General features: G+C 68.0%; 6 protein-coding genes. All 6 read left to right on the top strand.

Features of this window, described 5'->3' with window-relative positions:
• On the top strand, positions 1–1,128 hold a 1,128-nt coding region (locus QMX82_RS25060), incomplete at its 5' end, for an FAD-dependent oxidoreductase (protein ID WP_282288606.1).
• Between the two features lie 153 nt (positions 1,129–1,281).
• Entirely contained in the window at positions 1,282–1,578 is a 297-nt protein-coding gene (locus QMX82_RS25055) for a sarcosine oxidase subunit delta (RefSeq protein WP_282288604.1), read from the top strand.
• A complete protein-coding gene (locus tag QMX82_RS25050) occupies positions 1,575–4,478 on the top strand; it encodes a 2Fe-2S iron-sulfur cluster-binding protein (protein ID WP_282288602.1) in 2,904 nt (967 codons plus the stop codon). Before QMX82_RS25055 ends, QMX82_RS25050 begins: the two co-directional genes overlap by 4 nt.
• Entirely contained in the window at positions 4,475–5,164 is a 690-nt protein-coding gene (locus QMX82_RS25045) for a sarcosine oxidase (RefSeq protein ID WP_282288600.1), read from the top strand. The genes QMX82_RS25050 and QMX82_RS25045 overlap by 4 nt, the downstream gene beginning before the upstream one ends.
• Positions 5,161–5,973, top strand: coding sequence for an IclR family transcriptional regulator (locus tag QMX82_RS25040; protein ID WP_282288598.1), 813 nt, complete (start codon positions 5,161–5,163; stop codon positions 5,971–5,973). Before QMX82_RS25045 ends, QMX82_RS25040 begins: the two co-directional genes overlap by 4 nt.
• Positions 5,974–6,040: 67 nt before the next feature.
• Positions 6,041–6,607 carry an NUDIX hydrolase gene (locus tag QMX82_RS25035; protein WP_282288594.1) on the top strand — a complete coding sequence of 189 codons (567 nt, stop codon included), beginning with the start codon at positions 6,041–6,043 and terminating at the stop codon, positions 6,605–6,607.
• The last annotated feature ends 92 nt before the right edge of the window (positions 6,608–6,699 follow it).

The raw sequence follows: 6,699 nt of genomic DNA, 5'->3' as shown, positions 1-6,699 counted from the left end.
GGCCACGGTCTGGCCACCGCCTACTACCTGGCCAAGTACCACGGCATCACCAATGTCGCGGTGCTGGAGAAGGCCTACCTGGGCGGCGGCAATACCGCGCGCAACACCGCGGTGATCCGCTCCAACTACCTCACCAGCGAGGGGGTGAAGTTCTATAGCGAGTCGGTGCGGCTGTTCAAGGAGCTGTCCAACGAATTCGACTTCAACATCATGTATTCCGAGCGCGGCCAGCTGACCCTGGCGCACACCGACGCTACGGTGCGCGCCTTCCGCCAGCGCGCCGAGGTCAACAAGCACTTCGGCGGACGCACCGAACTGATCGACCGCCAGCAGATCCGCGAACTGGTGCCCTGCCTCAACCTCGATCCCGGTCACCTGCCGGTGCTGGCCGGGCTGTGGCACATCGATGGCGGCACCGCCCGTCACGACGCCGTGGCCTGGGGCTACGCCAAGCAGGCGGCCAAGCGCGGCGTGGAGATCCACCAGTTGACCGAGGTGCAGGACTTCGTGGTGGAGAACAATAGAATCACCGCCCTCAAGACCAACCGCGGCACCGTGCGCTGCGGCTGCGCGGTACAGGCGGTGGCCGGTACCAGTTCGCTGCTGATGAACAAGCTGGGCATCCGCGCGCCGCTGCACACCTATCCCTTGCAGGCCATGGTCACCCAGCCATTCAAGCCCTTCCTCGACCCCCTGGTGAGTTCCAGCGCCCTGCACTGCTACGTGCAGCAGACCAGCCGCGGCGAGATCGTCTTTGGCGGCGGCTCGGACCCCTATCCGCTGTACCACACCCGCTCGACCCTGGAGCTCAAGGAAAGCCTGCTGGCCCACGCCATCGAGATGTTTCCCTTCATGGCCAACGCCAAGCTGATGCGCCAATGGGCCGGGATGACCGACATGACCCCGGACTACAGCCCGCTGATGGGGCTTTCACCCATCGATGGCTACTACCTGGACGCCGGCTGGGGCACCTGGGGCTTCAAAGCCACGCCCATCTGCGGCAAGACCATGGCCGAACTGGTGGCCAGCGGCGGGCGGGTGCCCGAGCTCATCGCCCCCTTCGGTCTCGACCGGTTCAGCCGCTTTCAGCAGGTCAACGAGATGGGCGCCACCGCGGCCAGTCATTAGTTCTGTACGAAAAGTCGCCGAGCGAAGGTCAGGCGAGGCGGAAAACGCTGAGGAAGCGGAGTTTACGAGCGGTAAATGAGCATTCCGAAGCGTTTTCCAACGACGCATCACCGATGCGCAGGCAGTTTTCGTACAGAACCTAAAGGAGCAGTCATGAAGATTCTTACCTGCCCGCTCAACGGGCCGCGCAACATCAGCGAATTCACCTACGGCGGCGAACTCAAGGCCATGCCCGATCCCCGCGCCTGCAGCACCGCCGAATGGGCCGACTACGTGTTCAACTGCGAGAATCGCCGCGGCGTGGTCACCGAATGGTGGCTGCACAATGCCTCCAGCTACTGGTTCCTGGCCGAACGCCACACCGGCACCGACGAGGTGCTGCGCACCTTCGATCCCCGCGAGCTGTTCACCCGGCGTGTCGACTTCACCGTTGCGGAGGTGCGCCCATGACCCGCCTGCCGGCCCCCATGGGGCTGCTGATCGATCGCAACCGTCCGCTCGCCTTCAGTTTCGAAGGCCAGACCTGTCAGGGCTATGCCGGCGATACCCTGGCCAGCGCCCTGCTCGGCGAGGGTCGCTGGCTGCTGTCGCGTTCCTTCAAGTACCACCGACCCCGCGGGCCCCTGACCCTGGCTGGCCAGGACGCCAACACCCTGGTGCAGTTGCCGGACGAACCCAATGTGCTGGCGGATGAACTGCCGCTGCGCGAAGGTTTGAGCGCCACGGCGCAGAACGTCAGCGGCAGCCTTGAGCGCGACCGCAACGCCCTGCTCGGCACCTTCTCCAGGTTCATGCCGGTGGGTTTCTACTACCGGGCCTTCTACAAGCCCAGGGGCATGTGGAAACGCTGGGAGCCGCTGATCCGCAAGAAGGCCGGCCTCGGCGTGCTCGACCTGACCTTCGTCCCCACCTACCACGACAAGGCCTATCTGTTCTGCGACGTGGCGGTGATCGGCGCCGGTCCCGCTGGCCTCAGCGCAGCGCTGGCCGCCGCCCAAGGGGGCGCCGAGGTGCTGCTCGTCGAACAGCAGCCGCTGCTTGGCGGCGCCCTGGCCTGGAGCCGCTTCGGCCTGGAGGCGGGTCGGGGCGAAGGGCTGCGCGAGGAGCTGGTGGCCGCGGTGCGCGCCGAGCCACGCATCCGGGTGCTGGAGTCCGCCGTGTGCAACGGCTGGTTCGCCGATCACTATCTGCCGGTCATCCAGGGCAACCGGATGTTCAAGGTCAGGGCGCGGCAGACCGTCCTCGCCAGTGGCGCCTTCGACCAGCCGGTGATCTTCCGCAACAACGACCTGCCCGGCATCCTGCTGACCAGTGCCGCCCAGCGCCTGATGCGGCTCTATGGTGTGCGACCGGGCCGGCGCGCCGTGGTCCTGGCCGGCAACGACGACGGCTATCTGGCGGCCCTCGACCTGCAGGAGCAGGGGGTCACCGTCGCCGCGCTGCTCGATCTGCGCGCGGCGCCGCGGGATGCCCAGTTGCAGCATGCGGTAAGCGCACGCGGCATTCCCGTACACCTGGGCCATACGGTGTACGAGGCCCACGCCGACGCCGCTGGCCGCCAGCTGGCGCGGGTCGATGTCCGTCCCATCGTCGGCCAGGGCCAGGTCGGCCGCGTGGGCCTGACCCTGGATTGCGACCTGCTGTGCATGTCCGCCGGCTACATGCCGGTCTACCAGCTGGCCTGCCAGGCCGGCGGCACCCTGGGCTACGTCGACGACCAGGCCGCCTTCAGCCTCGGCAACCTGCCGCGGGGCCTGCACCTGGCCGGCTCGGTCAATGGCCGCCATGCGCTGGAGCGGGTGCTGGCTGACGGTCGCGCCGCCGCGGCCCGCGCCCTGGCCGAACTGGATCTCGCCCCGCTCGCCATCGAGCAGACCCAGGCCGACGACCATCAGGTCAACTTTCCCTGGCCAATGTTCGCCCACCCCCAGGGCAAGGAGTTCGTCGACTTCGACGAGGATCTGCAGATCGCCGACATCATCAATGCGACCCGCCACGGCTATCGCGACGTCCAGTTGGTCAAGCGCTTCTCCACCGTCGGCATGGGCCCCTCCCAGGGTCGCCATTCGGCGCTGCCCACCGCGCGCCTGGTGGCTGCCGCCACCGCACGCAGCGTCAGCGATACCGGGGTGACCACCGCCCGGCCGCCCTTCACCGCGGAAAAGCTCGCCCACGTCGCCGGGCGTGCCTTCGATCCCTATCGGCGCACGGCCATGCACAGGCGCCACCTGGAACTGGGGGCCAGCCTGATGCCGGCGGGTGTCTGGCAACGGCCGGCCTTCTACGGCCCGGCCAGCGAACGCCAGCGTTGCATCCAGGCCGAGGTCCGCCAGGTCCGCGAGGGCGTGGGCCTGATCGACGTCTCCACCCTGGGCGGCCTCGAGGTGCGCGGCCCCGATGCCGCCGAGTTGCTGGAACGGGTCTACACCTTTGGCTTTCGCAAGCTACCGGTGGGGCGTACCCGCTACGCCCTGATGACCGCCGAAGACGGCGTGGTGATCGACGACGGCGTGGCCGCGCGCCTGGGCGAGCAGCACTTCTACGTCTCGGCGACCACCAGCGGCGTCGATCGCGTCTACCGCAGCCTGCTCAAATGGAACGCCCAGTGGCGGCTGGACGTGGACATCGCCAACGTCAGCGCCGCCTTTGCCGCCGTGAACCTGGCCGGTCCGCGCTCCCGGGAGGTACTGCGCGAGCTGTGCCCCGAACTGGACCTGACGCCCGAGGCCTTCCCCTACCTCGCCGTGCGCGAGGGCCGGGTCGCCGGGATTCCCGCGCGGCTGTTGCGGGTCGGTTTCGTCGGCGAACTGGGCTATGAAATCCATGTGCCCGCGCGCTTCGGCGAGTGCCTCTGGGATGCCCTGATGGCAGCAGGGGCCCGCTTCGGCATCCGCCCCTTCGGCGTCGAGGCCCAGCGCCTGCTGCGGCTGGAGAAGGGCCATGTGATCATCGGCCAGGACACCGACGGCATGACCCACCCCGCCGAAATCGACATGGGCTGGGCCATCGGTCGCCAGAAGCCCTTCTTCGTCGGCCAGAAGTCCATCGAGATCCTCGAAAGCCAGCCGCTACGGCGCAAGCTGGTGGGCTTCACCCTGCCGGCAACCGCCAGCCAGCCGCTGGAAGGCCACCTGGTACTGCGCGGCGACGACATCGCGGGCAACGTCACTTCCTGCGAATTCTCCCCCACCCTGGGCTGCATCCTCGGCCTGGCCTATGCCGCCCCCGATCAGGCCGAGCCCGGCATGTCCCTGCCGATCCGCGTCGAAGGAGGCGAGATCGTCCAGGCCACGGTGACACGCCTGCCCTTCTACGATCCCCAAGCCCAACGCCAGGAGGTGGGAGCATGACGCTGAATCCCATGGAGTTCGACGAACGCAGCCCGCTGGTCGAATTGCAGCGCGATACACCCGTACTGCAGCATCAGGGACGGATCTTTGCCGAGCGTCTGAGTGCAGGCGACGAAGCGGCGCTGCTCCGCCGCGGTGGCCTGGCCGACCTGAGCAATCTGCCGCGCTTCGGCCTGCGCGGCCCGACCGCCGGCGACCAGCTGCGGGCCCAGGGCTATGTCCTCCCGGAGCGGCCCAACCAGGCGCTGCGCCAGGCGACCGGGGAATGGCTGCTGCGGCTGTCGCCGAGCGAATACCTGCTGCTCGGCGCCCTGGGCGACGGCGGGGCCCGGGTCGCCGCCCTGGAAGCGACTGCCGCCGAACTCGGCCCCGGCTGCTACCCGCTGCCGCGCCAGGACTCCCACTCCTGGCTGATCCTCACCGGGTCCCAGCTGCCCGCGCTGTTCGCCAAGCTGTGTGGCGTGGACCTGGGCAAGCCCTTCGCGGTCGGCCAGGTGGTGCAGACCTCGGTAGCCAGACTCAATGCCATCCTGCTCAATGCCGGCGACGGTACTCTGCCGCATGTCCACCTGCTCTGCGACCGCGCCAGCGCCCACTACCTCTGGCACGTGCTGCTCGATGCGCTGGAAGAGTTCGACGGCGGTGCGCTGGGGGTCGCGGTGCTGCTCAAGGCGGACATCCCATGACCGTTGTCGAAGCGACGGCGGTCGAGGCGGACGGCGACTATCGGGTGCCTGCCCTGCTGCGTGGCCTGAGGTTCCTGGAACTGTTCGACGCGAAGCGACGCCTGCTGACCCTGCAGGAGATCGCCGAGGGTCTCGGCGGCTCGACCTCGTCGGTCTACCGCATCGTCATGACCCTCACCGAGCTGGGCTATCTGGAGCGTCAGTCCAGGACCGGATACGGCCTGGGCATCAAGGTGGTCAGCCAGGGCTTCGCCTACCTGGCCAGCCGCGACCTGGTGGATATCGCGCAGCCCCACCTGGAACGGCTGCGCGACGTCACCTCGCTGTCCTGCCATCTGGGCGTCCGCGATCGTACCGAGGTGGTCTATCTCTACCGCGCCATGGCCAGCCAGCGGCTGACGGTGAACGTCCCGGTGGGCACCCGGCTACCCTGCACCCGTACCGCCCTGGGCCGAGTGCTGCTCAGCGGCCTCGACGCCGAGGCCCTGAGCGCCCTCTACCAGTACGAGCGGCTCGACGACCAGCCACCGCCCGCGCCCCGTACCCTGCCGGAGCTGTTGCGCCTGGTCGAGCAAGACCGCCGTCAGGGTTGGGTCCTGCACCGCTCCGACTACTCCACCGCCATCGCCACCGGCATCCGCGATCATCGCGACCAACTGGTGGCGGCGTTCAACGTCTCCGGCCCCGATGCCGTGATGGATGCGGCCGCGACGCGGGAATGGGTCGGCGCCCTGCTGGCCAAGACCGCCGCGCGGATTGCCACCGAGCTGGGACACCGCCCCCACGCGGACGCCCGACGTTCCGACTAGGCCGCCGAGACGTTCTGGTATACCGTAAGACCAGAATAATCAGAGCAGTGACCAGGTCGAGGTCAGCATGAGCCCTTCCCCACGTTTCTGCTGCCAGTGCGGCAGCGCCGAATTGCGTCGTGGCCAGCCCGCGGGCGATAGCCATGAACGGTTGCTGTGCAGCGCCTGCGGCCATGTGCTCTATGACAATCCGCGGGTGATCGCCGGGTGCCTGGTGGAGCATCAGGGCCGCTATCTGCTCTGTCGCCGGGCCATCGAGCCGCGGTTTGGCTACTGGACCCTGCCCGCGGGCTTCATGGAGAACAGCGAGAGCGGCGAGCAGGCGGCCTTGCGCGAAACCTGGGAAGAAAGCGGGGTGCGGGCGCGAATATTGGCACCCTATTCCATCTTCAACGCCACGACGGTCAACCAGGTATATCTGATCTTTCGCGCCGAATTGATCGAGATCGCCGACGACGCCGGCGTCGAGACCCTGGAGCGCCGTTTCTTCGCACCGGACGAGCTGCCCTGGGCCGAACTGGCCTACCCCTCGATCCAGCAGATCCTGGAGCGCCGTCTGCACGAGCAGGCGCAGGGTCAGCATGGCCTCTATTTCGGTACCGCCGAGGCCGGGCAGTTGCATCCATTGGGTTGATGGCGCCGGGAGCCGTTGGGCTTCGACGGTGAAGCCGCCTCAACCCAACCTACGGGGGCTGGTAGGTTGGGTTGAGCACCGCGAAGCCCAAC

The organism is Pseudomonas sp. PS02302, assembly GCF_029959585.1.
In the GTDB taxonomy this organism is placed as follows: domain Bacteria; phylum Pseudomonadota; class Gammaproteobacteria; order Pseudomonadales; family Pseudomonadaceae; genus Chryseomonas; species Chryseomonas aestiva.
This window is presented reverse-complemented; position numbering and strand designations above follow the sequence as displayed.

What these genes read in the sequence shown, in the direction of transcription:
- QMX82_RS25055 (WP_282288604.1), top strand. Translation starts at nt 1,282, where the DNA reads ATGAAGATTCTTACCTGCCCGCTCAACGGGCCGCGCAACATCAGCGAA.
- QMX82_RS25050 (WP_282288602.1), top strand. Translation starts at nt 1,575, where the DNA reads ATGACCCGCCTGCCGGCCCCCATGGGGCTGCTGATCGATCGCAACCGT.
- QMX82_RS25045 (WP_282288600.1), top strand. Translation starts at nt 4,475, where the DNA reads ATGACGCTGAATCCCATGGAGTTCGACGAACGCAGCCCGCTGGTCGAA.
- QMX82_RS25040 (WP_282288598.1), top strand. Translation starts at nt 5,161, where the DNA reads ATGACCGTTGTCGAAGCGACGGCGGTCGAGGCGGACGGCGACTATCGG.
- QMX82_RS25035 (WP_282288594.1), top strand. Translation starts at nt 6,041, where the DNA reads ATGAGCCCTTCCCCACGTTTCTGCTGCCAGTGCGGCAGCGCCGAATTG.